The organism is Amycolatopsis sp. NPDC004368 (genome assembly GCF_053602515.1).
The window spans coordinates 101,807-123,869 of sequence record NZ_JBSGDT010000011.1 but is presented as its reverse complement, the minus strand read 5'-3'; the positions used below and the strand labels follow the sequence as shown (position 1 = coordinate 123,869).

Annotated in this window: 20 protein-coding genes; 14 read left to right on the top strand and 6 right to left on the bottom strand. The window is 70.3% G+C overall.

Features of this window, described 5'->3' with window-relative positions; all coding sequences use genetic code 11:
* The first annotated feature begins 149 nt into the window (after nt 1-149).
* Nucleotides 150-1,604 (top strand): alpha/beta hydrolase, encoded by a 1,455-nt coding sequence (locus tag ACWEOE_RS18215; protein WP_452010274.1) that lies wholly within the window; start codon nt 150-152, stop codon nt 1,602-1,604.
* A 58-nt stretch (nt 1,605-1,662) separates the two neighbouring features.
* Here the strand turns inward: ACWEOE_RS18215 and ACWEOE_RS18210 are convergent, their stop codons facing one another.
* Nucleotides 1,663-2,070 carry a hypothetical protein gene (locus ACWEOE_RS18210; RefSeq protein ID WP_452010271.1) on the bottom strand — a complete coding sequence of 136 codons (408 nt, stop codon included), beginning with the start codon at nt 2,068-2,070 and terminating at the stop codon, nt 1,663-1,665.
* A gap of 121 nt (nt 2,071-2,191) precedes the next feature.
* Here ACWEOE_RS18210 and ACWEOE_RS18205 point away from each other — a divergent pair, with 121 nt between their 5' ends.
* Both ACWEOE_RS18205 and ACWEOE_RS18200 read left to right on the top strand, forming a co-directional pair.
* On the top strand, nt 2,192-2,743 hold the full coding sequence (locus ACWEOE_RS18205; protein WP_452010268.1) for a dihydrofolate reductase family protein: 552 nt from the start codon (nt 2,192-2,194) through the stop codon (nt 2,741-2,743).
* A gap of 14 nt (nt 2,744-2,757) precedes the next feature.
* Nucleotides 2,758-2,931 (top strand): hypothetical protein, encoded by a 174-nt coding sequence (locus ACWEOE_RS18200; RefSeq protein ID WP_452010265.1) that lies wholly within the window; start codon nt 2,758-2,760, stop codon nt 2,929-2,931.
* A gap of 92 nt (nt 2,932-3,023) precedes the next feature.
* Here the strand turns inward: ACWEOE_RS18200 and rho are convergent, their stop codons facing one another.
* On the bottom strand, nt 3,024-4,091 hold the full coding sequence (gene rho, locus ACWEOE_RS18195) for a transcription termination factor Rho (RefSeq protein ID WP_452010263.1): 1,068 nt from the start codon (nt 4,089-4,091) through the stop codon (nt 3,024-3,026).
* Nucleotides 4,092-4,406: 315 nt separating this feature from the next.
* On the opposite strand from rho, the gene ACWEOE_RS18190 reads away from it, so the two are divergent.
* Entirely contained in the window at nt 4,407-4,691 is a 285-nt protein-coding gene (locus ACWEOE_RS18190; RefSeq protein ID WP_452010260.1) for a DUF6412 domain-containing protein, read from the top strand.
* 123 nt (nt 4,692-4,814) lie between these two features.
* Entirely contained in the window at nt 4,815-5,480 is a 666-nt protein-coding gene (yidC, locus tag ACWEOE_RS18185) for a membrane protein insertase YidC (protein WP_452010257.1), read from the top strand.
* Here yidC and ACWEOE_RS18180 read toward each other — a convergent pair.
* A complete protein-coding gene (locus ACWEOE_RS18180) occupies nt 5,470-7,494 on the bottom strand; it encodes a glycogen debranching N-terminal domain-containing protein (RefSeq protein ID WP_452010255.1) in 2,025 nt (674 codons plus the stop codon). The genes yidC and ACWEOE_RS18180 overlap by 11 nt on opposite strands.
* Nucleotides 7,495-7,670: 176 nt before the next feature.
* Here ACWEOE_RS18180 and ACWEOE_RS18175 point away from each other — a divergent pair, with 176 nt between their 5' ends.
* The 4 genes from ACWEOE_RS18175 to ACWEOE_RS18160 are packed head-to-tail and all read left to right on the top strand — an operon-like array spanning nt 7,671 to nt 11,848.
* Nucleotides 7,671-8,672, top strand: a complete 1,002-nt coding sequence (locus ACWEOE_RS18175; protein ID WP_452010252.1) for a LacI family DNA-binding transcriptional regulator — start codon at nt 7,671-7,673, stop codon at nt 8,670-8,672.
* Nucleotides 8,673-8,701: 29 nt separating this feature from the next.
* Nucleotides 8,702-9,931 carry a sugar ABC transporter substrate-binding protein gene (locus tag ACWEOE_RS18170; RefSeq protein ID WP_452010250.1) on the top strand — a complete coding sequence of 410 codons (1,230 nt, stop codon included), beginning with the start codon at nt 8,702-8,704 and terminating at the stop codon, nt 9,929-9,931.
* A 7-nt stretch (nt 9,932-9,938) separates the two neighbouring features.
* The gene (locus tag ACWEOE_RS18165) at nt 9,939-11,024 is read left to right on the top strand and encodes a carbohydrate ABC transporter permease (protein ID WP_452010247.1); all 1,086 of its coding nucleotides are present in this window, start codon (nt 9,939-9,941) and stop codon (nt 11,022-11,024) included.
* The gene (locus ACWEOE_RS18160) at nt 11,021-11,848 is read left to right on the top strand and encodes a carbohydrate ABC transporter permease (RefSeq protein WP_452010245.1); all 828 of its coding nucleotides are present in this window, start codon (nt 11,021-11,023) and stop codon (nt 11,846-11,848) included. Before ACWEOE_RS18165 ends, ACWEOE_RS18160 begins: the two co-directional genes overlap by 4 nt.
* Here ACWEOE_RS18160 and ACWEOE_RS18155 read toward each other — a convergent pair whose 3' ends face one another.
* The 3 genes from ACWEOE_RS18155 to ACWEOE_RS18145 form a co-directional block, all read right to left on the bottom strand.
* Nucleotides 11,849-12,631: an ArsR/SmtB family transcription factor gene (locus ACWEOE_RS18155; protein WP_452010242.1), complete on the bottom strand. Its 783-nt coding sequence runs from the start codon at nt 12,629-12,631 to the stop codon at nt 11,849-11,851.
* A gap of 429 nt (nt 12,632-13,060) precedes the next feature.
* Nucleotides 13,061-14,524, bottom strand: a complete 1,464-nt coding sequence (locus ACWEOE_RS18150; RefSeq protein ID WP_452010240.1) for a M81 family metallopeptidase — start codon at nt 14,522-14,524, stop codon at nt 13,061-13,063.
* Nucleotides 14,521-15,669, bottom strand: coding sequence for an ROK family protein (locus ACWEOE_RS18145; RefSeq protein ID WP_452010238.1), 1,149 nt, complete (start codon nt 15,667-15,669; stop codon nt 14,521-14,523). The genes ACWEOE_RS18150 and ACWEOE_RS18145 overlap by 4 nt, the downstream gene beginning before the upstream one ends.
* Nucleotides 15,670-15,831: 162 nt before the next feature.
* Between ACWEOE_RS18145 and ACWEOE_RS18140 the strand changes: the two genes are divergently transcribed.
* From ACWEOE_RS18140 to ACWEOE_RS18120, 5 genes are read left to right on the top strand one after another with little or no spacing between them, the layout of a single operon-like run.
* Nucleotides 15,832-17,643 (top strand): peptide ABC transporter substrate-binding protein, encoded by a 1,812-nt coding sequence (locus ACWEOE_RS18140; protein ID WP_452010235.1) that lies wholly within the window; start codon nt 15,832-15,834, stop codon nt 17,641-17,643.
* Between the two features lie 4 nt (nt 17,644-17,647).
* Nucleotides 17,648-18,607 (top strand): ABC transporter permease, encoded by a 960-nt coding sequence (locus ACWEOE_RS18135; protein WP_452010234.1) that lies wholly within the window; start codon nt 17,648-17,650, stop codon nt 18,605-18,607.
* Entirely contained in the window at nt 18,604-19,434 is an 831-nt protein-coding gene (locus ACWEOE_RS18130) for an ABC transporter permease (protein WP_452010231.1), read from the top strand. Before ACWEOE_RS18135 ends, ACWEOE_RS18130 begins: the two co-directional genes overlap by 4 nt.
* The gene (locus ACWEOE_RS18125; RefSeq protein WP_452010228.1) at nt 19,431-21,056 is read left to right on the top strand and encodes a dipeptide ABC transporter ATP-binding protein; all 1,626 of its coding nucleotides are present in this window, start codon (nt 19,431-19,433) and stop codon (nt 21,054-21,056) included. Before ACWEOE_RS18130 ends, ACWEOE_RS18125 begins: the two co-directional genes overlap by 4 nt.
* The gene (locus tag ACWEOE_RS18120; protein ID WP_452010226.1) at nt 21,053-21,943 is read left to right on the top strand and encodes an ROK family protein; all 891 of its coding nucleotides are present in this window, start codon (nt 21,053-21,055) and stop codon (nt 21,941-21,943) included. The genes ACWEOE_RS18125 and ACWEOE_RS18120 overlap by 4 nt, the downstream gene beginning before the upstream one ends.
* Nucleotides 21,944-22,063 lie beyond the last annotated feature (120 nt).

Genomic DNA, 22,063 nt, shown 5'->3' with positions numbered 1-22,063 from the left:
CTCCCGGATTAACCCGGACGTACGAGAGCCGGAACCGAATCAGGTTCTGTCACAGGAAGTGCACTTCAGACCTCGTCCGGACGCCGTGGTGATCTTCTGGCAAGATCCAAGGTCAACCGGTTGACTTCACCCACCGAAAGGCGCGCCGCATGGCCCGCAAGCTCGCCGTGGTCGCCACGGCCGTCACCACTTTCGCGGCCCTGCTCGCCGCACCGGCCGGCGCCGCGGGCGGGACCGTCGACTGGAAGCCGTGCCCGACGGCCGCCGGCGTCGACTGCGGCACCGTCACGGTTCCCGTCGACTGGGCGAACCCCGGCGGCGCCAAGATCCAGCTCGCCCTCGCGCGCCGCAAGGCCACCGATCCCGCCCACCGCATCGGCTCCGTCCTCATGGACCCCGGCGGCCCCGGCGGCGAAGGCGCGAGCGAGGTCCAGGACGGCTGGACGCTCTCGCCCGCCATCACCGCCCGCTTCGACACCGTCGGTTTCGACCCGCGTGGCGTCGGCCAGAGCAACCCCGTGCGCTGCGGTCTCACGGAGGTCACCGCGCCCAACCCGCAGCTGCCGAAGAGCGTCGCCGAGTTCCGCGAGCTCGCCGCGCGCAACCGGGCTCTGGGCACCAGCTGCGCGAAAACCACCGGCCCGCTGGCCGAACACGTCGACACGACCAGCGTCGCGCGCGACATCGACGCGATCCGCGCCGCCCTCGGCGACCCCAAGCTCACGTACTACGGCACTTCGTATGGCACCCTCATGGGCCAGGAGTACGCCGAGGCCTTCCCGGACCGCCTCCGCGCGCTCGTGCTCGACGGCACCATGGACCACTCCATCCGCAGCACCTGGGAGTTCCTGAGCTCGGAAACCCGCGCCACACAAGAGATGTTCGGCCAGTTCAGCCACTGGTGCGCCACCACCGCATCGTGTGCGCTGCACGGCCAGGACGTGCACTCGGTGATGGCCCAGCTCTACACCCGCGCCGAACAAGGCCGGCTCGGTACGCCCGACGACCCGCTCGACCCGGTCGCCCTCCTGGGCATGATCACCCACGCCTTCTACGGCCCCGATTGGCAAGGCCTCGCCACCAGCATGGTCAACCTCCGCGACGGCAAACCCGCCGAATCCGCGTACGGCGACATCACCGTGCCCACCTCGTTCAGCAGCATCTTCTGCTCCGACTGGCGCCTGCCGATCAGCGGCTACGGCGAGCTCGAGACCTTCCGCCGGTCGCTGTCGGCCATCGCGCCCGACGTGCGGTTCTCGCCCCTGGCCTGGACGTCGGCCACCGGCTGCCTCGGCTGGCCCACGAAGGTTCGCGATCCCCAGCGCACGCCCGGTTTCCTGGGCAACCTCCCGGTGCTGCTGCTCAACAGCCGCTACGACCCCGCCACCCCGTACTCCTGGGCCCAGCACCTCTCCCGCCAGACCGGCGCCCCGCTGCTGACCTACGACGGCTGGGGCCACGGCGCCTACTTCAAGAACAGCGACTGCGTCGTGTCCACAACGGACAAGTTCCTCCTCGACGGCACCCTCCCGGCGCACGGCACCCACTGCGCCGCCGTGGCGCCGACCCCGACCAAGTCGCGCTCGGACGCCCCCACGTTCTGATCCGCTCGCGAAGAACGGGCCTTCCCGCACTGCGGAGAGGCCCGTTTTCGCCGACAGGTCAGTAGTCGTCGCGTCCGGTGAACTGCTGCTCCAGCAGCTCCGCGGACCCCGCCACCAGCTCCAAGGGGTCGGTGAACTCGTTGATGTCGAGGTTCACCAGGGGCAGCGAATGCCGCAGCACCAGGTGCTCCCCCATCACCACGATCCCGCCGACCACCAACGTGTGCCCCACCTCGGTGAGCACGTCCAGCAGATCCACCTCATCCACCCGCGCGAACGGCGTCGCGATCTGCACCCAGTCTTCCTTCTTGTCGAAGATCTCGTGCGCGATCACCACCACCTGCGCGCGTCCCGTGGTCTCCGCGTCGTCGCCGAACGCCATGCGAATCCGCACCTCGTCCGGCTCCTCGCGGATCACCCGGTACTCCTGCCTCATGAACGCGACCAGATCGGCCCACCTCGCCACGCGGCTTCCTCCCGTTTTTCGTGAGTGACAACGGGAATCGTAGTGAACACCGCCGAGCACGGCTGATCCTGCCAGACTTGTCCCCTTTGCGGCTTTCGCGGGCGCCTCTACGCTTGACCCCATGCGACCCTTGAGGTACTCGATCAACGTCACCCTCGACGGCTGCGTCGACCACCGCGCCGTCGAGCCCACCGAGGAAATACACCGCCACGCCACGGAAATGCTGCTCCGCGCCGACGCGCTGCTCTTCGGCCGCACGACTTACCAGATGATGGAAGCCGCCTGGCGCGCTCCAGCTCCGGCCGGGGCCATGCCGGCGTGGATGGAGCCCTTCCAGGAAGTGATCGACGGCGCGAAGAAGTACGTCGTTTCCGCCACCCTGCCCGCGGTCGAGTGGAACGCGGAGCTGATCACCGGCGACCTCGAAGCGGCTGTCCGACGCTTGAAGGACGAGCCGGGCGAAGGCCTCTACGTCGGCGGTGTGACGCTGCCGCTGGCCCTCGCCCGGGCCGGCCTGATCGACGAGTACGAGTTCCTCGTCCACCCCAGGATCGCCGGCCACGGCCCGAGGCTGCTCGAAGGCCTGTCCACGCCGTTGGACCTGCGCCTGGTGAAGCGCCGGGAGTTCGGCTCCGGCGCCGTGGCCGTCACGTACGAACCCAGGAGCGACTAGAGGCGGCCGAGCTGGTGGTCGCCGACGGGCGGGTGCTGCGCGTGGACGCCGAGCACCACCCGGATCTGTTCTGGGCCATCCGCGGCGCCGGCGGGAACCTCGGTGTGGTCACGACGTTCGAGCTCGAAGCGTACGAAGTGGACACTGTGGCGTTCGCCAACCTCACCGCACGACGTGGTCGATGGTGAGCCCGTACTTCCAGGTAACCGAAACCACCGGCGGTGGCCACGCCGCCCACCCCGGCGTCACCTCGCCATGTGGTCGAGATTACCTCCCGCGCTCACGCGGCGAGGGTGCTGGGCGCGCCGAGTGAAGCGGCGACGCGGGTGATGAACTCGGCGTTGGACCTGGTGGTGCGGACCTGCTCGAGGAACTGTTCGGTGGCCCGCTTGGGGTCCTGTGCCGAGAGGGCGCGGCGGACCTCGTTCATGACCTGGAGTTCGGCGGGCGGCACGAGCAGCTCGTCGCGGCGGGTGCCGGAGCCGAAGAGTTCCACGGCCGGGAACACGCGGTGGTCGGCGAGCACGCGGTCGAGGCGCAGCTCGGAGTTGCCGGTGCTCTTGAGTTCCTCGAAGAACACGGTGTCGGCCAGCGAGCCGGTGCCGACCAGTGCCGTGGCGATGATCGTGAGCGAGCCGCCGCCTTCGATGTTGCGGGCGGCGCCCAGGATCTTCTTCATCGGGTGCAGTGCGGAGGCGTCGACGCCACCCGAGAGCACGCGGCCGGACGAGCGGGCGGCGAGGTTGTAGGCGCGGCCGAGGCGGGTGAGGGAATCGAGCAGCAGCACGACGTCGCAGCCGGTTTCGACGAGCCGCTTGGCGCGTTCGACGGCCAGCTCGGCCACCGCGACGTGCTCGGCGGGCTTGCGGTCGAACGTCGAGGACACGACCTCGCCGCGCACCGAGCGCTGGATGTCGGTGACCTCCTCGGGGCGCTCGTCGGCGAGCAGCACCATGAGGTGCACCTCGGGGTGGTTCACGGCAACGCCGTGCGCGATCGCCTGCAGCACCGACGTTTTCCCGGTGCGCGGCGGCGCCACGATCAGCGCGCGCTGCCCCTTGCCGATGGGCGCCACGAGGTCGAGCACCCGCGTGGTGAGCTGGTGGCCGGTGGTTTCGAGGACGAGCCGCTCGTCGGGGTGCAGCGGGGTGAGCCGCTCGAACTCGGGGCGGTTGTGCGCCGGCGGGGCACCGTTGACGGACACGACCTGCTCGCCGTCGAGGACGATTTCGTCGCCGCGGCGCAGGTTGTGCTTGCGGATCAGTCCGAAGGGGACGGACGGACCGCCCGGCGCGTAGCCGAGGGTGGCGGTCTTGCCGTGGATATCGAGAATTCCTTGGTAGGACATGGTTATTGCTCCTTGATGAGGATGCGATGGATCGCGGAAACGAACGAAGGCGGGGCCTCGAGTTCCGTGGAACTACGATCAGGCACCGTTCGTGAAAGTGGGACGCTCCCCCGGGCGGCGAGGCCGACATCCGTGAGGAACGCGGTCAGCATAGCGCAGGGGCACTGGGGACCACAACCGGCTATACTGTGCCGGTCGTTACCGATCCGACCACAGTCACGGCCGGACTTCGCAGCAACGGTTACGTGCCGCGAGGGGTCGGCCTGCTTTGATCGGGTCGGTAGATCACGGCGACACAGAAGGGGGATCGTTCGCGTGCACGCACTGCTGCAGCTCGTGTTCCCCGCCGCGCACGTCTTCGACCAGGGTGGCCCGGCCGCGATCCTCGCGTTCGCTTCGGTGGTGGCCGCGAGCCTGATCGTGGTACTGGCCGTCGGTTACGCCAACCGCGGTGACCTGGCCGCGTGGGCGGTTCCCGTTCGCGCCCGCCGCACGGCTCTCAACCAGCGGTCCCGCCGCGCCGCCTTCCTGCGGCTGCGCGATCCCGGCGCACCCGGCCGAAGCCGGCCTCGGGCACCCGGGCACTCCCCGGCTGCATAACACTTCACCTGGTCGACTGTCCGATCCGGACACTTCCTTGCCCTACGCGGGTTTTCTCGACCTTTCTCGGTCCGCAGCCGGTCCCGCCTGCCCTGATCCGACTTTCCCCTCTGGAGTTCCGTCATGCCCGAAATCTTCGACGTGCCCGTCGCCGGCGCGTACCACCTCGTCCACTGGCTCGCCTCGGCGACCGCACCGCTCACCGGCTCGCTCGCGGCCGCCGTCGCGATCGTGGTGTTCACCGCGGCCGTGCGGCTGCTGCTCGTGCCGTTCGCGCGAGCCGCCGCCCGTGGCCAGCGGGCTCGCGCCGCGCTGGCTCCGGAAATCCGCAAACTGCAAGAGAAACACGGCAAGAACCGCGAAAAGCTGGCCTCGGAAATGGCGAAGCTGCAGCAGGAGTCGGGGACCTCGATGTTCGTCGGCTGCCTGCCGATGCTCGCCCAGCTGCCCTTCTTCTGGGTGATGTACCACCTCTTCAGCACGGCCGTGATCGCCGGCACCCCGAACGCCCTGCTCGGCAGCACCCTCTTCGGCGTGGCCCTCGGCGCCCACGGCCTGGCGGCCGCCCCGGTGGTGCTCGTGGTGGCCGGCCTGCTCGCCGTGGTGGCGTTCTTCTCGATCCGCTGGCAAGACCGCCGGCGCGACCTCACGGCCCCCGGCGGCCGGTTCCTGCGTCTCCTGCCTTATGGAACAGTGGCGGTCACCGCTTTTGTTCCCCTGGCCGCTTCGCTGTACCTGCTGACGACCACGACGTGGACTGTCGTGGAGCGGATGGTGCTCAACCGGTGACACCGAGCCGCAGGCCGGGGGGAAGCTGCACGTCCGTCACCGTCCCATCAGCGGCCACCGTGACCGACAACGTGCCCCCAGCCAGCGGCAGGCCCGTCACGCGCAGGGCGCCCACCGGGCTGGGGCTGGGCGGGGCCAGCGTCACCACGCCCGCGGGCACGTCGACGTGCAGACCCAGGAACGTGACCAGCAGCGTCACCGCGGACGCGGCCGCCCATGCCTGCGGGCGGCAGGAGGCGGGGTAGGGCAAAGGCGAGGACACCTCGTCCGAGCCGTAGCCCGAAAAGAGCTCCGGCAGCCGATACCCGAAAGCGGAAGCGGCCGAGACGAGCTGCCCACCCAACGACGCGGCGAGCGCGGACTGCCCCGAAAGGTGCAGGCCGCGGACAACAACCGCCGTGTCGTGGGGCCAGACGGAGCCGCAGTGGTAGCTGAGAGGCGAGTAGCCGCCGGAACCCGAGGACATCGTGCGGAGGCCGAAGCCCGCCGCCAGGGAAGGGCCGAGCAGGAGCGAGCCGACCGAAGAACTCTCCGCCGCGTCCAGGATGCCGGTGCCCAGCAGGTGCCCGATGTTGCTCGTCAACGAATCCACCGGCTGTTTGGCCCCGTCCAGGGCCAGGGCCGGGAAGTGGCCGTCCGAAGTGGACACCCAGAAGGAGGAGCGGAACCGTGAACGCAAAGCCGCGGCCCAGGTGAGCAGACCGTCCGCCGGTTCCCCGAGAGCGGTCAGCAGTTCGGCGGCCCGCACGGCGGCCTCGTATTGGTACCCCTGCACCTCGGTGAGCGCGACGGGCGGTTTGGCGATCGTGCCGTCGGCGAAGCGCACGGCGTCGCCCGAGTCCTTCCAGCCCTGGTTGGCCAGGCCGCGGCCGCTTTCGTCGAGGTATTCCGCGAAGCCGTCGCCGTCGGTGTCGGACAGGCCGGTGATCCAGTGCAACGCGGCGCGCAGGTTGGGCAGCAGCGCGCGCACCTCGGCCTCGGGCAGGCCCCAGCGCCAAGCGTCGTGGAGCAGGCCGACCCACAACGCCGTCGCGTCGACCGTGCCGTAGTAGCGCGCGGGCAGCGACATGCCGTGCACCTCGAAGCCGGTGCGGCGACGCTCGTGCAGGATCTTGCCGGGGGCCTCGCCGGTCGCGGGGTCGTGGCGTTCGCCCTGGGCGCGCGCGAGCGTGCGCAGAGTGCCGCCCGCCAACGAAAGCGACAGCGGCAACGCCAGGCGCGCCGCCCACAGGCTGTCGCGGCCGAAGAGGGTGAAGAACCACGGCGCGCCCGCGCCGGCGAACACGTCGCCCGGGTGCTCGCGTTCGGCCAGCAGCAGCGCGTCGAGGTCGTCGAGCGAGCGGTTCAGCAGCGCGGTGAACCGGCGGTCGTCGGCCTCCACCACCGGCCGCGGCAGCGACCCGGACGAGCCCGGCACGAACGGCGCTTCCGGGTCCGTGGCGGTCAGCGTCCAATGCAGCGAAACGCGGTCCTCCACCCGAACCCGCCACTTCACCAGCACGCGGGCACCGTCCACAGTGGTCCCGCCGTCGGTGGCGACCGCGGCCCCGACCAGCCCCTGGGTCCAGCGCACCCCGCCGTCGACCCGCACGGGCGGCACCAAAACGCCCGTGTCACCCGACTTGATCACTTCGATCGACGCGAAATCGGCCGCCAGCGCCAGCTCCACCACGCACTCCACCGCCTCGGCGGCCGACGACACCAGCTCCAGCTCCTCCGTCACCCCGCTCGCGGTGACGTGGCGGTGGCGGCGCAGCCACACCGTCGGGTCCGGGCCGGGGTCACCGAGGTGGCGCAGCAGCCCGGTGAACGTGCCGCGGTCGGCCGCCGGCTCCTCGAACCCGATCGGCTCGGGCTCGTGCCCGTCGACGGTCACCACCGCCTCGCTCACCAACCGCAGGTCACCGTGCAGCAGACCCTGCGTGCCGTTGCCGCGGATCTGCCCGTCGCGCCCGGAAAGGACGACGGTGGGCGCACGCAGGGCGATCGCGAGGTCGTGGAGCAGGGGCTGCATGGAACGTCCTCCGGTGGGGTCGGGTGTCCCTCGATTGGATCGATCAAACCGGCTTCGTGTCAAGTTCGTTCGAAGTCTTGACAGGTCAGTGGCCAACGTTCAGAGTAGCCGCCAGGTTGAACGTTCAAACCGACGGGCAAACCCGGACAACCACGGAAACGCAGGAGGTGGCGGTGATGGCTCAACGAGCCACGCTGAACTCGGTCGCGCAGGCCGCCGCCGTCTCGCGCCAGACCGTGTCGAACGTGATCAACTCCCCCGAGCTCGTGAGCCCGGAGACCCGCGAACGCGTGCTGGAGGCCATCGACCGCCTCGGGTACCGCCCGTCCACCGCGGCCCGCCAGCTGCGCACCGCGCGCTCGCAGATCATCGGCCTGCGCATCGCGCCCGTCGGCAACGGCGTGAGCGGCGTGGTCCTCGACCAGTTCCTGCACTCGCTCACGGCCACGGCCGAGGAGTACGACCACCGGATCATGCTCTTCACCGCCGCCGACGACGAAGCCGAGACGCGCGCGTACGCCGATCTCATCGCCTCCGTCGGTGTCGACGGTTTCGTGCTCACCCACACCCACCACGACGACCTGCGCACCCGCTGGCTCAAGGAGCGCGAACTGCCGTTCGTCACCTTCGGCCGGCCGTGGGGTGCCGAGCAGGCGCACGGCTGGGTCGACGTCGACGGCGCGCGCGGCACGCGCCTGGCCACCGACCACCTGGTGCGCCAGGGCCACCGCCGCATCGCGTTCGTCGGCTGGCCCGCCGGCTCGGAGACCGGCGACGACCGGCGCGCCGGCTGGGAAGCGGGCCTCGCCGCGGCGGGCCTGGCCGACCGGCCGCAGATCGCCGTGTTCGACGGCGTGGAGGGCGGGCGATCGGCCGCCGCCCGGCTGCTCGACGAGCCGATCGCGCCCACCGCGTTCGTGTGCGCCAGTGACTCCCTCGCCCTCGGCGTGGTCGGCGAACTGCGGGAACGCGGCCTGCGACCCGGCGCCGACACGTCGGTGATCGGCTTCGACGACACCCCCACCGCCGCCGTGCTCGGTCTCAGTTCGATCGCCCAGCCGATCGCCGAAGTCGCGGCCGAATGCGTGCGCCGGCTTCGCGCGACCCTGCGCGGCACAGCCGGCCCTGAACCCACCTCGACCCTGCTCGCCCCCCGGCTCGTGCTGCGCACGACCTGACTCCCCACCGGCACGATCAAGGAGGATCGATGCGTCACCCCCGCACGGCCGTCGTCACCGCCGGCCTGCTGCTCACGCTCACCGCGTGCGGCAGCGGCTTCGACGACTCGACGGCGCCCGCGACCCAGCAGTCCGGCCCCGCCCAGCTCAAGCTGATGATCGCCTCCAGCGGCGGCGCCGAGCTCACCGCGGTGCAGGACGCCGCGGCGAAGTGGGCGGCCGGCTCCGGCGGCTCGAAGGTGCAGGTGATCGGCGCCAACGACTTGCCGCAGCAGCTGAGCCAGGGCTTCGCCGCCGGCAGCCCGCCCGACGTGTTCGCCGTGGACGCCACGAAGTTCCAGGGTTACGCCGACGAAATGGTCCCGTACGGCGATTCGGTGTCCTACAAGGACGATCTGTACCCGACGCTGCGCACCACGTTCACCAAGGACGGCAAGCTCTACTGCGTCCCCAAGGACTTCTCCACGCTGGCGCTGGCGATCAACACCGACCAGTGGACCGCGGCGGGCCTGACCGACAAGGACCTCCCGAAGAACTGGGACCAGCTCAAGGCCGTCGCCCGGAAGCTCACCACCGGCGGGCACACCGGGCTCGTGTTCAACGACACCCGCGACCGCGTCGGGGCGTTCCTGGTGCAGGCCGGCGGCTGGCCGCTCGACGCCGACCAGAAGAAGGCCACAGCCGACACGCCCCAGAACCTGCAGGCACTGACGTACGTGCGTGACCTGCTCGCATCCGGCGTCGCGAAGTACCCGAAGCAGATCGGCGCGGGCGACTCGGGCGAGGCCTTCGGCCAGGGCAAGGCCGCGATGAGCATCGACGGCAACTGGATGGTCGGCGGGATGACCAAGGACTACCCGAACGTGAAGTACCAGGTCGTGCCGCTACCGGCCGGTCCGGCGGGCGCGGGCACGCTGTCGTTCACGCAGTGCTGGGGCATCGCGGCCAAGAGCAAGTTCCAGGACCAGGCCAAGCAGCTCGTGGACTCCTTGATGCAGCCGGCGCAGGAACTGGCGTTCGCCAAGACGTTCGGCGTGATGCCCTCGCGGCAGTCGGCGCGTGCGCAATACCAGCAGCAGTTCCCGCAGCAGGCCGCGTTCCTCGCCGGCGCCGACTCGGCCCACGGACCGGTGACGCTCACGAAGATGGACCCGGTGCTCACCGACTTCGACGCCCAGATCCAGCAGCTGCCCGGCGCGGACCCGAAGCACATCCTGCAGCAGCTGCAGACCAACACCACCGCCGCGCTCGGTCAGTGAGCCGGGCATGACAACCCTGCTCAGCGCCGGCACCCCCGCCGCGCCTCCATCCCCGGCGCGGCGGGGCGCGGGCCCGAGCCGCCGCGAAGGCCGGGTGGGCTGGCTGTTCCTCGCGCCGACGCTGGTGGTGCTCGGCCTCTTCTTCGTGCTGCCCATCCTGATGGCGCTGTGGGTGAGCGTGAGCGACTGGACCGGCAACGGCAGCCCGTTCTCCTCGCGCGTCCACTTCGTCGGCGGCGACAACTACACCGCGCTGCTCACCGAACCCGGCCTCACGCAACGCAACTTCGCCACGAGCATCCGCAACAACGGCTACTTCGTGCTGTTCGTGGTGCCGCTGCAGACGGCGCTCGCCCTGTTCCTCGCGATGGTGCTCAACCAGCGCCGGCTCAAGGGCAAGCAGTTCTTCCGCACCGCGTTCTACTTCCCCACCGTGACCAGTTCCGTCGCGATCTCGGTGGTGTTCCTGTTCCTCTTCTCCAGCACCGGCACGGTGAACGCCGCGCTGAAACTGTTCGGAGTCGACGGTCCCAGCTGGTTCGCCGACCCGCGCGGGCTGTTCCAGATCATCCTCAACGGACTCGGGGTACCGCCGAACCCACAATCCCTGACGTCCCATGGGTTCCTCGGACTGTCCTGGTGGGAATGGCTCTCGGGCCCGAGCGTGGCGATGTGCTCGATCATCGTGCTCGTGGTGTGGACGACCACCGGCGGCTTCATGCTGATGTTCTACGCGGCGCTGCAGAACCTCCCGCCGGGCATCGACGAAGCCGCGCTGATCGACGGCGCCAACGCGTGGCAGCGCTTCTGGCGGGTGACCCTGCCGCAGCTGCGCCCGACGTTGTTCCTCGTGCTCACCCTCGGCCTGATCGGCACCTGGCAGGTCTTCGACCAGATCTACGTGCTCAGCCGCGGCGCCCCCGCCAACACCACGCTCACGCCCGCGTACCTCTCCTACTCGACGTCGTTCATCGGCAAGCAGTGGGGCCAGGGCTCGGCGATCGCGTTCCTGCTGTTCCTGGTGATCGTGGTGCTCACGCTCGGGCAGCGGTGGCTGCTGCGGGAAAAGGACGGGAAGAGGAGGCGCCGGTGAAGCGACGTGGATCCCTGCGCTGGCTGGGCCTCGGCGTACTGCTGTTGGTCGCCGTCGCCTACATCTACCCCTTCCTGATCCAGCTGGCCACGGCGTTCAAGACCGACGCCGACGCCACGGCCCACCCGCTCACCCCGTGGCCGCACGAGTGGTCCGTGGCCGTGTTCGGCACGCTCGCGCAGCAGGACTTCCCGCGCTGGGCGCTGAACTCGATCTTCGTCTCGGTGTCGATCACCGTCGGCCGGGTCGTGTTCAACTCGATGGCCGGCTACGCGCTGGCCCGGCTGCGCTTCCGCGGCCGGTCGGCGGTCTTCGGCGCGGTGATCGCGGTGCTGGCCGTGCCGAGCGTGGTGCTGCTCATCCCGAAGTTCCTGGTGCTCAACCAGTTCGGCATGTACGACACCTACGCGGCGATGATCATCCCGCTGCTGGCCGACGCGTCGGGCGTGTTCATCATGAAGCAGTTCTTCGAGAGCGTGCCGATCAGCGTCGAAGAGGCCGCGCGCATCGACGGCGCCGGACCGCTGCGCACGTTCTGGTCCGTGGTGCTGCCGATGTCGAAGCCGGCACTCATCACCATGACGATCCTGGCCTTCCAGGGGTCCTGGAACGAGCTGCCGCACTACATCGTGTCTCGGCAGGACCCGGCGCTGAACACGCTCACCACCGGCGTCGCCTCACTCGTGTCCGGCGAGCTCGGGCAAGGAAACCAGTTCCCGCTCAAGCTCGCCGCCGCGTTGCTGATGACGCTGCCGGTGGCGATCGTCTACTTCGTCTTCTCGAAGCGCTTCACGCGGGGCACGTACGAGGGTGTCGACAAATAGTCAGGGCATGGTCCACGGCTGCTGCGGCATGACGTGCCCGGTTTCCAGCAGCGACTTGAGGTTCGCCAGCACCGCGGGCCAGCCGCGGCCGACGTCGCGCTTCGCCTGCGTGTCCGGCAGGTCCTCGTGGGTCACGGTGAGCCGCACGATGTCCTGGTACTGCTCGATGTCGAAGGTCGCGCGGGACGGCGGGATCTCCGGGTTGCCCACGTCGTACCAGCTGGTGACGAGCCGCTTCGGCGGCACGGCCTCGAGCACGTCGCCGTAGACGTCGGCGATGCCGGAGCCGTCGAGCCGCACGTGCTCCCAGCGTGAGCCGACCTGCCAGTCGGATTCGTTGCGGTGGCCCCAGAACTGCCCGGTGAGCTCGGCACTGGTGAGCGCCTCCCACACCTTTTCGGGCGTGCTCTCGATGTAGGTGACGTACACATAACTCGGCTTGTCGGTCATGGCTTCCTCTGCTCGGCGTTTGACGGCGCTCAGCGCGCGCAGCCGGGGGCGCTCGAACTTGTCCACCCAGCGTTCCTGCATCTCGTGCAACGGCACCGGATTGAGGTAATGCAGCTTCTCGCGGCCACGGCGCACCGTGCTGACCAGGTTCGCTGCTTCGAGGACGGACAGGTGCTGTGTCACCGTCTGGCGCGTCATGTCCAGGCGAGCGCAGAGCTCGCCCAGCGTCTGCCCGTTGTCCTCGTGCAGCTGGTCGAGCAGGTAACGCCTGGTCGGGTCGGCCAGCGCCTTGAATACCTTGTCCAGAAAAATCCCGTCCAGCTCCGATTGCACACCCTAAGTTAGGCAGGCAGATGACTGCATGTCAACCCCTGAGGCATACTGACGGAGTGAATCGTGTGGTCAAGGCATGGACAGTGGCAGCGACCGGCAGCGGACTGCCGTCGACCCTGCACGCGGTGATCACGCGTGGTGATCCGCTGGCGGCGACACGGGCGGCGGGCACGCTGGTGCCGGGTGGCAAGGCCGGGCTCGTGCGCGGCGCCCTGGTCCACGGCCTCGTGCCGGCCGGCTGGACGGCCGCGCTCGCCTATGTGGGCCGTCGGCGCCCCCTGACAGTGCGCGAGGGGGTGGCCGCCGGCGCGGCGATCGCACTGCTCGACCTGGAGATCGTCGGCCGGCGTCACCCGGCGATCCGCGCGTTGCCGCGCGGGCCGCAGTGGCTCGACCACCTGGCCTACGGCGCCTTGACGGCCTTGGCACTCAGAGCAGCTCAGGCTTCAACGGCGGGTCCGCCATCTCCGCGTCGAACGGGAACATCGGCCGCTCGATCCCGGCGTGCCCGAGGCGCAGCAGGTCTTGGTCGACGCCCCCGGGCGTGAGGGCGAGCAGCCAGTCGGCCGCCATGTCGTACAGTTCCGGCTCCAGGTAGCCGATCTTCACGATCACCACGTCGGCTTCGCGCGGCCGGAGGCCGAGCGCGAGAAAATCCGACTCGAGGTGGTAGGGCTTGCGGCGCGCGGTGACGATCACGCGCAGCCCGCCGACGCCGAACACCACCGCGGTCCCGGCGACCGGGTCCGCGGTGTCGATCGCCTCGACGCGCGCGGTCACCGGCACCGGGCCGTGGGGTCCGGAGTCGACTTTCCCGCCCAGCTCGACGGAAACCGTCGCGCCGGCGCCCGCTTCGACGGCCGTGGCGACGGCTTCGGGGTCGACGATCGCCGCGTAGAGCGTGGTGAGCGATGAGTCCACGACGGACGGTGTGCGCAGCAGGACGTCGAGGCTCCAGGACGTGTCCCCTGCACCCCCGGCGGTCGGGTTGTCGCCGGAGTCGCTGACGAAATACGGCCGGGCCGTCGAGGCTACGGCCTGCTCCAGGCATTCGGGCAGCGTGCCGGTGGGCGCGACGAACGCGAAGTCGCGCCGAGCGTCCCAATAGGACTTCGCCAGCCGCTCGGCTTCACGCACCAGCACGTCTTCGTCGTCCCCGCTCACGACCACGGCGGCCTGGCACCGGGGTTCGTCGGCCCAGGCGTAACCGACCCAGATGGCGGCGTCGAGCACCCCGTCGAGCGCTTCGACCTCGTCGACCGCGGCGTAGATGCTTCGAGCCGGCTCCAGCCGCGTGCTGGTCTTCTCCCCCGGCAGCAGCACCGGCACCTGCACCCAGGCCTTCTTCGGCTTGCCCCCGCTGCGCAGCCGCGCGGCGAGGTTGCGGGCGGCGCGCTCGCGCGTGTCCCACGCGTCGGTGTGCGGGGCCTTGCGGTAGCAGGTGATCAGGTCCAGCGCCGTGGCCAGCTCACGCGAGACGTTGCCGTGCAGGTCCATCGACGCCGAGATCAGCACGTCGGGGCCGAGGAGAGAACGGATCTGCGTGGCGAGCTCGGCTTCCACGTCGGTGCGGCCGACCACGCTCATCGCGCCGTGGATGTCGAAGAACAACCCGCCGAGATCCTCGGCCGCCCCCACGCGGTCGAGGATCTCGCCGGACAGCTCGGCGTAGGCGGCTTCGGTGACCGCCCCGCCGGGCAGCGAGCGGGCGTGCACGAGCGGCACCCACTCGACCTCGTCCGTCCACGAAGGACGGTTCTTCCCCAGGAACGGGTAGCGCGCCAGCAGTTCCTCGCCCCGGGTCACGTGGAAATCGGCCACGGTCGACCGGTGGGGAGAAAACGTGCTCGACTCGATGGCGATCCCCGTGATCCCGATCCGCACCTTCGTCATCGCTTGCTCCGTATCGCTTCGTCGAAGACCTCGTCCAGCACCAGCGCGCCCGCGCCGTAAAGCCCGGCGTCCGGGCCGAAACGCACCCGATCGATGCGCAGCTCCCTCGTGGCCAGGGGGAGACAGCGTTCGTACAACGCGCCGCGCACGGCCGCCACGAACGCCTCCGAACCCGACAGCGCACCGCCGAGCAGCACCTCGTCGGGGTTGCCGAAGTTCACCACCGTGGCCAGCACCTCGCCCAGCTGCAGGCCCGCGCGCCGCACGGCGGTGGTCGCGGCGGGGTGCCCGTCCTCCGCCGTCGCCATGACCTCCGCTGTGCTGCCGACGGCCACGCCCTGCTCGCGCAGCTGCGCCACGAGCGCGGCACCGCTCGCCACCGTCTCCAGGCAGCCGCGGTTTCCGCACGTGCACGGCCGATCCCCGGCCGCGGGCACCCGCACGTGGCTGATGTCGCCCGCGACTCCGGCGCGGCCGCGGAAGAGCCGGCCCATCACCACCAGGCCCGAGCCGATGCCCGTGCCCGCCTTCACCACGAGCAGCGTTCGCCCCGGCGGCCCGGCCACGGATTCGCCCAGTGCCAGCAGGTTCGCGTCGTTGTCCACCGCCACCGGCACGTCGAAGTGCTCGCGCAGGGCTTCGCGCACCGCGAACCCCCGCCAGCCCGGCATGCGCGAGGGCAGCGTGATCGTGCCCGCGCCGACGTCGACCGGACCGGGGAACGCCACCCCGATGCCGAGCAACCGGCCCGGACCCGCCGTCTCGGCCGCGACTTCCCGCACGGCTTCCACGAGCGCCGCAACGACCCGCACCGGCTCGCCGCCGATGTCCAGCGGCCGCTCGGCCACGTGCAGCAGATTGCCCGCGATGTCGAGGGCGCCGATGCGCACGTGCTGCGAACCGACGTCGGCCGCCCACACGTGCCCGAACCCCGCGTTCACGGACAGCAGCTTCGGACGCCGGCCACCGCCCGAGCTGCCCTCGCCGGTTTCGGCGAGCACCCCGGCGGAGATCAGCGCCTGCGTGCGCACGGACACCGTGGACTGCGGCAGGCCGAGCACCCGCGCGAGGTCCATCCTCGACACGGCGTGCTCGTGGGCGACGAGCCACAGCAGCCGCAGCAGACCGGCAGGATCCTGCGCCACGGCCGTCACCTACTTACTTCAAGTCTGATGTAACTGTCCGGATACTTGCTCTCGAAATCACCTCTTGGCAATTTCCAACGCCCGTGCGACATTACACGGCAACCAAGAACACGCACAGACCCTCGGTATCGACTTACACCAAGGATGTTGAAAGTGATGCGGATGGCTCGACACCGGTGGCGCGCCGCGCTCGGGGTCACGCTCGCCGCCGCGCTGGCGCTCTCCGGCTGCGCGACGAGCCGCGAGCAGCACGGCGGCGGCACGGGCAAGGCGGTGACCGGCGGCACGGCGCGGTTCGCGCTGCCCCCGTCGGCGACCCCCAACTGGATTCTGCCGATCTCGATCCCCGGCTACGGCGCGAGCTACAACGGCGTCGTCCGCAACGAGCTGTACGTGCCGCTGTACAACTACGACGGCAGCTCGGGCTCGGTCACGCTCGACGACCCCTCCAGCGCAGCGAACCCGCCGAGCTACTCCGCCGACGGCTCGACCGTGACGATCACGCTCAAGCCGCTCACGTGGTCGACCGGCGATCCGCTGACCAGCCGCGACGTCGAGTTCTGGCTCAACCTGCTGCGCGCGGGCAAGGACAACTGGGGCAAGTACTCCGAAGGCCTGATGCCCGACAACATCAAGGCCTTCCGCACGGTCGACGACCACACGTTCACGCTGACCCTCGACAAGCCGTACAACGCCGACTGGTTCACGGCCAACCAGCTCAGCCTGGTGGTGCCGATGCCGCAGAAGGCGTGGGACCGCACCAGCGCTTCAGGCCCGGTAGGCGACTTCGACCGCGACCCGGCCGGCGCCAAGCAGGTGTTCGATTTCCTGGTAGGCCAGGCGAAGCAGCTCGGCACTTACTCGACGAATCCACTGTGGAAGGTCGTGAACGGGCCGTTCACGCTCGGCGGGTTCACCGCGTCGGGCCAGGTCACCCTGACCAAGAACCCGAAGTACACCGGCCCGGACGCGGCGAAGCTCGACACCGTGCAGTTCCTGACCTTCACCAGTTCCTCGGCCGAGTACAACGTGCTGCGCGCCGGCGGCGTCGACTACGGCTACGTGCCGACCACGAACCTCGGCCAGCGCCCGAAACTGGAGGCGCAGGGCTACCGGGTCGAACCGTGGAACGGCTGGTCGATCACGTACTCGCCGTTCAACTTCAACAACCCGCAGCTGGGCGCGGCGTTCAAGCAGCTGTACGTGCGCCAGGCCCTGCAGCACGCTGTGGACCAGGACGCCATCACGAAGGTGATCTGGCGCGGCACGGCCCGCGTCGACTACGGCCCGGTGCCGCAGGACAACGACGTGAAGTACCTGTCTGCGCGGCAGAAGACCAACCCGTACCCGTTCGACCTCACTGCGGCCCGCAAGCTGCTCACCGACCACGGCTGGGCACCCGGCTCCGACGGCGTGCTGGCCTGCGCCTCGCCCGGCTCCGGCCCAGCCCAATGCGGTGCCGGAGTCGACAAAGGCACCCGGCTCTCGCTCACCATGCTGACCGAGTCGGGCTCCGACGAGACCGACGGCACGATGCAGGAGCTGCGCTCGGAGCTGTCGAAGATCGGCGTCGAGATGAAGATCAACGCGCAGCCCCTGAACACCGTGCTGGCCAACGGCACGGCGTGCAAGCCACAAGAGCCGTCGTGCTCGTGGCAGCTGTCGTACTTCGGCACGCAGGGCAGCTGGTACTTCCCCGCCAACCCCAGCGGCGAGGACCTGTTCGCCACCGACGCCGGCACGAACTTCGGCAGCTACTCGGACAAGCGGACCGACGAGCTGATCACCGCCACGAACCGGGCAACGGGCACGCAGTCGATGCTCGACTACAGCGCCCACCTGGCCGAACAGCTGCCCGTGCTCTGGCTGCCCAACCCGCCGTACCAGGTGTCGGCGATCGACACCGCGCTGCGCGGGATGACCCAGGACCCGTTGGCCGGGCTGCTGCCGCAGCGCTGGTACTGGACGAGGTGAGGACATGACCCGCTACATCGTCAAGCGGCTCGTGCTGGCCGTGGTCGTGGTGCTGCTGGTCACCGTGGTCACGTTCGTGCTGCTGCACCTGCTGCCCGGTGGCCCGGCGCGCGGTGTGCTCGGACTGAAGGCCACGCAGGAGCAGATCGACGCGTTCAACAAGGCCCAGGGCTTCGACCAGCCGCTGCCCGTGCAGTACTGGGACTACCTGGTGCGCCTGCTGCACGGCGACCTCGGCGACTCGTACACGCAGAACTCGCCGGTGTCGACGCTGCTCGAAGAGCGCGTGCCGAAAACACTGCTGCTCACCGCGATCTCGACCCTGCTGGCGATCGTGGTCGCGCTGCCCGTGGGCGTGTGGCAGGCCGTGCGGCGCGGGAAAGCCGCCGACCACGTGACCACCGGTGTCACGTTCCTGCTCTACGCGACTCCGGTGTTCTTCCTGTCACTGGTGCTGATCATCGTGTTCGCGCAGGTCCTGCCCTGGTTCCCGGCACAGGCCGCGCAGGGTGAGACGATCGGCGAGCTGCTGTCGCAACCCGGGTCGCTGGTTCTGCCGGTGGTCGCGGGGATGGGGGCGGCGCTGGCCGCGTTCAGCCGGTACATGCGGGCGTCCACTCTGGACAATCTCGCCGAGGACTACGTGCGCACCGCACGGGCGAAGGGCACGCCGGAGCGCACCATCATCTGGCGGCACGTGTGGCCGAACTCGCTGACCTCGGTGGTGTCGATGCTCGGTTACTACGTGCCGGTGGTGTTCAGCGGTTCGCTGGTGGTCGAGTCGATGTTCAACTACCCCGGCGTCGGACTGCTGTTCTGGACGGCCGCGCGCAACGCCGATTTCCCCGTGCTGCTCGGGGTGGTGCTGATCATCGCCGTGGCGACCGTGCTCGGTTCGCTGCTCGCGGACGTGGTTCAGCTCGTGATCGACCCGCGGGTGCGGGTGAAGGGAGCGCGGTCGTGACCGTCCTTTCGCGAGTGTTCGCACGGCGCACTGCGCTCCTCGGCGCGATCCTGTTGCTGCTGGTCATCCTGTTCTGCTTCTTCGGCCCGCTGCTCTACGGCACGGACCAGTCGCACACCGACCTCGGCGCCGCGCGGCTCGGGCCGGGTGGCGGGCACCTGCTCGGCACCGACGACCTCGGCTACGACGTGCTCGGCCGGCTCATGGTGGCCGGGCGGACGTCGCTGATCATCGGCGTGCTGGCCGGGCTCATCGCCACCGCGATCGGCGCGGTGTGGGGCGCGCTCGCCGGCTACACCGGCGGCTGGCTCGACACGGTGCTCATGCGCGTGGTCGACACCGGTGTCGCCATTCCCGCGCTGTTCCTGCTGCTGGTGGCGGCCACCTTGGTCACACCGAGCGTCGGGGTGCTGGCGCTGATCATCGGCTGCGTGTCGTGGCTCGTGCCGGCGCGGCTGATGCGCGCGGAGACCGTGAGCCTGCGCGAGCGCGACTACATCCGCGCGATCACCGTGCTCGGCGCGAGCCGCACGCGGGTGGTGTTCCGGCACGTGATCCCCAACGCCATCGGCACGGTGGTGGTGAACGCGACCTTCCAGATCGCCGACGCCATCCTGCTCGTGGCCTACGTGAGCTTCCTCGGTCTCGGCGTGCCCGCGCCGGACACCGACTGGGGCGCCATGTTGTCGAAGGGCATCACCTACACGTTCGACGGTGCGTGGTGGCTGATCCTGCCGCCCGGAATCGCGATCGTGGTCGTGGTGTGCGCGATCAACTTCCTCGGCGACGGACTGCGCGACGCGTTCGCGGTGAAGGGACGGCGATGAGCGAGGCAGTGCTGGACATCCGCGACCTGCGGGTGTCCTATGGGGACGGTGGCCCGGCCGTCGACGGGCTTTCGCTGACGGTGGCGCCCGGCGAGATCGTGGCCGTGGTCGGTGAGTCGGGCTCGGGCAAGAGCACGGCCGCGCTCGCGGTGCTCGGCCTGCTGCCGGCGTCGGCCTCGGTCACGGGTTCGATCGAGCTGGCCGGGCAGAACGTGCTCGGGCTGACCGGCGAAGAGCTGCGGAAGCTGCGCGGGCAAGGCGCCGGCATGGTGTTCCAGGAGCCGATGACGGCCCTGAATCCCTTGCTGCGCATCGGCTTCCAGCTCGCCGAGGCGATCCGCAACCACGATCCCGAACGGCGGCGGCACAAGCACTACTTCCCGCGGTGCGTCGAGCTGCTCGACCGCGTCGGCGTGCCGGAGCCGGCGGCGCGGCTGAAGCAGTACCCGCATGAGCTCTCCGGTGGGCTGCGCCAGCGCGTGATGATCGCGATCGCGCTGGCGGCCAACCCGCGGCTGATCATCGCCGACGAGCCGACGACGGCGCTGGACGTGACCGTGCAGCAGCAGATCCTCGACCTGCTGCGGGACATCCGCGAGACCGAGGGCACCGCGACGCTGCTGATCACACACAACATGGGTGTGGTGGCCGACGTCGCCGACCGCGTGCTCGTGCTGCGCTCGGGACAGCTCGTGGAGGAGGCGGCCACGGCCGAGTTGTTCGCTTCGCCGCAGGCCGCGTACACGCGAGAACTGCTGGCCGCCGTGCCTCGGCTGGGCGCGGCCGAGCACGGCGAAGCGGCCGCCCAGCCGGAGACGCCGGTGCTGTCGTTGCACGACATCGTCGTGGAGTACGGCGGAAAGCGGGCCCTCGACTCGGTGTCGCTGACCGTCGGTCCGGGCGAGATCCTCGGGCTGGTCGGCGAGTCGGGCTCGGGCAAGACGACACTGGGCAACTGCGCTCTGGGCCTCGTGACGCCGAAATCCGGCCGGGTTGAGGTGCTCGGCGGTCCGCTGCCGCGGGGCACCGGCCGCGCGGCGCGGGCGGTGCGGCGGCAGATCGGCGCGGTGTTCCAGGACCCGGCGTCTTCGCTCGACCCGCGGATGACCGTGAGCCAGACGGTGGCCGAACCGCTGGTCATGCACACCTCGGCCGGGCGCGCCGAACGGCAGCGCCGCGTGCGGGAGCTACTTGACGCGGTCGAGCTGCCGGAGGCGCTGCTGGAGCGCTACGGCCACGAGCTGTCCGGCGGGCAGCGCCAGCGCGTGAGCCTCGCTCGAGCGCTCGTGCTCGGGCCGAAGTTGCTGATCGCCGACGAACCGACCAGTGCGCTCGACGTGTCGGTGCAGGCCGTGGTGCTGGACGTGTTCAAGCGGCTGCACGAGGAGTTCGGGTTCGGCTGCCTGTTCGTGAGCCACGACCTCGCGGTGGTCGACAGCCTGTGCGACCGCGTGGCCGTGCTGCGCGGCGGTGAGCTGGTGGAACAGGGGCCCGTCGCGCAGGTGCTGCGGGAGCCCTCGCACCCGTACACGCAGGCGTTGCTGCTTTCGTCGCCCGTGCCGGATCCCGCGGTGCAGCGGGGCCGCCGCGAGGCGCTGGCGGACGTGGACCCCGCGGCGTGAGCGAACTGTGGGCCGGGGTCGACATCGGCGGGTCGAAAACGCTGGTGGTCGTGTGCGACGCCGACGGCCGAGAGCTGGCGTCGGCCTCGGCCGACTCGGGAGCGCACCTCGGTGGGGCGGCGATCCTCGACCGGGCGGCGGCCTTGGTGACCTCGCTGGCGCCCGACGGGTTGGCAGGCGTCGGCGTCGGCGCGGCCGGGGTCGTCGAGCCGCAGAGCGGCACGATCGTGGTCACCGGCGACTCGTTCACGGGCTGGGCGGGCACGGCCGTGAACGCGCAGCTCTCCGCTCGCCTCGGCCGGGTCCCCGTGATCACGGAGAACGACGTGAACGCGTTCCTGCTCGGCGAACTGTCCCATGAGGACCGGCACGTGCTCGGCGTCGCGCTGGGCACGGGCGTCGGCGGCGCGCTGTACGTGGACGGCACCCTGCTGCACGGCGGCGGCACGGGCGCCGGCGAGATCGGCCACGTCGGCACCTACGGGCCCGCGCCCTGCACCTGCGGGCAGACGGGTCACCTGGAGGCCTACGCGTCGGGCCGGTCACTGGCGCGGCGCTACACCGAGGCGACGGGCGTGGTCCAGCCCGCCGAGGCCGTCGCGGAAGCCGCCTTGGCCGGTGACGAGGCCGCGCTGACCGTGTTCACCGACGCGGGCCGCTTCCTCGGCGAGGCCATCACCCACGCGTGCGGCCTGCTCGGCATCGCGACCGCCGTGGTGGGCGGCTCGGTCACGAACTCGTGGGCGCTGCTGGAGAAGCCGATGCAGGAGGCGCTCGTGGCGCACCCCCTGCTGTCCGGCGCCCCCGTTGACGTGCGGCTGGCCCGGGGTGGCGCGAAGGCGGTCGCGCTCGGTGCGGTTGCCCTCGCGCGCACGACGTTGAGCTGAGGCTGACCGCCTCACCCGGCTTGAACGGGTGCAATCGGATGCCCTTGCCGACGAAGGCTTCTTCGAGCGTGTCGGGGCACCGCGTACAGGAGGCGCTGACCGAGCACCCCTGCTCTCCGG

What these genes read in the sequence shown, in the direction of transcription:
- ACWEOE_RS18215 (WP_452010274.1), top strand. Translation starts at nt 150, where the DNA reads ATGGCCCGCAAGCTCGCCGTGGTCGCCACGGCCGTCACCACTTTCGCG.
- ACWEOE_RS18150 (WP_452010240.1), bottom strand. Translation starts at nt 14,524, where the DNA reads ATGACGAAGGTGCGGATCGGGATCACGGGGATCGCCATCGAGTCGAGC.
- ACWEOE_RS18165 (WP_452010247.1), top strand. Translation starts at nt 9,939, where the DNA reads ATGACAACCCTGCTCAGCGCCGGCACCCCCGCCGCGCCTCCATCCCCG.
- ACWEOE_RS18125 (WP_452010228.1), top strand. Translation starts at nt 19,431, where the DNA reads ATGAGCGAGGCAGTGCTGGACATCCGCGACCTGCGGGTGTCCTATGGG.
- ACWEOE_RS18135 (WP_452010234.1), top strand. Translation starts at nt 17,648, where the DNA reads ATGACCCGCTACATCGTCAAGCGGCTCGTGCTGGCCGTGGTCGTGGTG.
- ACWEOE_RS18180 (WP_452010255.1), bottom strand. Translation starts at nt 7,494, where the DNA reads ATGCAGCCCCTGCTCCACGACCTCGCGATCGCCCTGCGTGCGCCCACC.
- ACWEOE_RS18205 (WP_452010268.1), top strand. Translation starts at nt 2,192, where the DNA reads ATGCGACCCTTGAGGTACTCGATCAACGTCACCCTCGACGGCTGCGTC.
- ACWEOE_RS18170 (WP_452010250.1), top strand. Translation starts at nt 8,702, where the DNA reads ATGCGTCACCCCCGCACGGCCGTCGTCACCGCCGGCCTGCTGCTCACG.
- rho (WP_452010263.1), bottom strand. Translation starts at nt 4,091, where the DNA reads ATGTCCTACCAAGGAATTCTCGATATCCACGGCAAGACCGCCACCCTC.
- ACWEOE_RS18140 (WP_452010235.1), top strand. Translation starts at nt 15,832, where the DNA reads ATGGCTCGACACCGGTGGCGCGCCGCGCTCGGGGTCACGCTCGCCGCC.
- ACWEOE_RS18175 (WP_452010252.1), top strand. Translation starts at nt 7,671, where the DNA reads ATGGCTCAACGAGCCACGCTGAACTCGGTCGCGCAGGCCGCCGCCGTC.
- yidC (WP_452010257.1), top strand. Translation starts at nt 4,815, where the DNA reads ATGCCCGAAATCTTCGACGTGCCCGTCGCCGGCGCGTACCACCTCGTC.